Here is a 1,873-nt window from a genome sequence, read left to right as displayed (position 1 = left end):
TTTTAAAGTGCCCAGGAGAGAGAGAAAGACCCCGCCTCCAGGGCGGGTTCGGTGCAAGTGCCAGCTAGCCCGCCAAAACGATAATGGCGGTAATAATGCTGTGCTGAGGCAACTGCAGGAATGTATTCATGGCAGCGAAACTAGCGCAGCCGCGCAGACAAAGTCAAGCAGGCTCGCGGGCGGAGTCCGGCACATCGAAGAGCCGGTCGAAGGCCCACTGGAACACGAAGGCATAGACGAAGAAGAACAGGAACAGCGCCAGGTTGGTCAACAGCGCCGCCCACAGGCTGATCTGCAACCAGCCGGCGACCACCGGCAAGAGGATCAACACCAGCCCGCCTTCAAAGCCCAACGCATGCACAAAACGCCGCCACAGGGTACGCCGACGCTGTGCCTGACGCGCCTCCCAATACTCGAAGGCCCAGTTGTAGAACATGTTCCAGGCCAGGGCCACCGCCGAGAGGATCAGCGACAGCACGGTGGAATGGGCCATGCCGGCATCGAAGGCCCAGGACAATACCGGCGCCACACACAGCACGGCGATGGTTTCGTAGAGTATGGCCTGAACGATCTTGCGCGCCTTGCCTTGCATGTCTGCCTCCCTGAACGTCAATGAAGCCCCACCCTAGCCGCGTTGAGACGGCGGTTCAATTGAGCTAAATTGAGCCTCCCTCAATTGGCTTGAGCACCGTGTTCGCCAAACTGCCCCTGACTGCCCTGCGCACGTTCGAATCGGCGGCCCGCCTGGGCGGCTTCAAGGCTGCCAGCGACGAACTGGCGGTCACCCCGGCGGCGGTCTCGCACCAGATCAAGCGCCTGGAGTCGCACCTTGGCCTGCTGTTGTTTGAGCGCAGCGCGCAGGGGGTCAGGCTCAGCGAAGCCGGTGAGCGCTTGTACCTGCAGGTGCACCAGAGCCTGGCAAACCTGCAGCGCAGCCTCGAAGCGTTGCAACCACCCGGCGATCGCCAGCAACTGACCCTGACCACCACCGCGGCGTTTGCCAGCTTGTGGCTGATCCCCCGGCTGGGCGATTTCCATCATCGCCATGGCGACATTCAGGTCCGGGTGCTGACCGGCAGCGAGGTGGTCGACCTGCAGCGCGACCAGCGTTTCGACCTGGCCCTGCGTGCCGAATTCAATCCCGACCCCGGGCTGCAACGGATGCCGTTGCTGGCCGAGCATTTCTCGGTCTATACCCCGCCCGGTTGGCAGGAGCCACCTGCGGATCAGCCCCTGTCGCTGCTTGAGGTACCGTGGAGTTCGGTCAGTGGCGTGGTCATCGACTGGGCCCGCTGGTGCGCATTGGCCGGCTGTGAAGACTGGCTGCAGCGGGCGCGCTTTCATCGCTACGACGATGAACACTATGCCCTGCAGGCGGCCGCTGCCGGCTATGGGCTGGTGCTGGCGAGCAATGTGCTGGTCGCCGACAGCGTGCGCCAGGGCTTGCTGCAGCCGTGGCGCGATGAAGTGCGTCTGCCGGCCGCACAGTACAGCGCAGTGTGGTTGCCGGGGCGTGAGCGCGAACCTGCGTTGCGGGCCTTCCTGGACTGGCTGGGCAGCGCTATTTGCGCTGGAGCGAATTAAATCCGTTCAAACTCGCGCACAAATTGATTACCCTGCTGCCCCGCCGCCTGGCCGTGCACTGCAGAGTGCCGCCAATCGCACCAGCAGGGCATGCCCCTCGGCTTGCAACACCCCTATCCCAGCCCCTTGGCAGAAGGAGGAGACCCGGCTCATGCTCGCGGCTCTCGACTTGCATCAGGACGATGCCGCGCTACCTAAGCGGGTCAGTCATCACTCGATCAACCAGCACCTGCGTGGGCCGATGCAACTGGCCACGGTCTTGCTGTGGTTTTACGCCGCCCCCGGCGTA

At 63.5% G+C, this 1,873-nt stretch carries 2 protein-coding genes; one reads left to right on the top strand and one right to left on the bottom strand.

Features of this window, described 5'->3' with window-relative positions; genetic code table 11:
• Window positions 1-163: 163 nt before the first annotated feature.
• Entirely contained in the window at window positions 164-592 is a 429-nt protein-coding gene (locus tag UW3_RS0120785; protein WP_010225275.1) for a PACE efflux transporter, read from the bottom strand.
• 98 nt (window positions 593-690) lie between these two features.
• On the opposite strand from UW3_RS0120785, the gene UW3_RS0120780 reads away from it, so the two are divergent.
• Window positions 691-1,584, top strand: a complete 894-nt coding sequence (locus tag UW3_RS0120780; RefSeq protein WP_026001433.1) for a LysR substrate-binding domain-containing protein — start codon at window positions 691-693, stop codon at window positions 1,582-1,584.
• The last annotated feature ends 289 nt before the right edge of the window (window positions 1,585-1,873 follow it).

The sequence above is a fragment of the Pseudomonas donghuensis genome, assembly GCF_000259195.1.
GTDB classification, from domain to species: domain Bacteria; phylum Pseudomonadota; class Gammaproteobacteria; order Pseudomonadales; family Pseudomonadaceae; genus Aquipseudomonas; species Aquipseudomonas donghuensis.
Note: the sequence above shows the minus strand (reverse complement) of the source record. Positions and strands in the feature narration are given on the sequence as shown.

Coding starts and splice junctions, on each gene's coding strand:
- UW3_RS0120785 (WP_010225275.1), bottom strand. CDS start 592: ATGCAAGGCAAGGCGCGCAAGATCGTTCAGGCCATACTCTACGAAACC.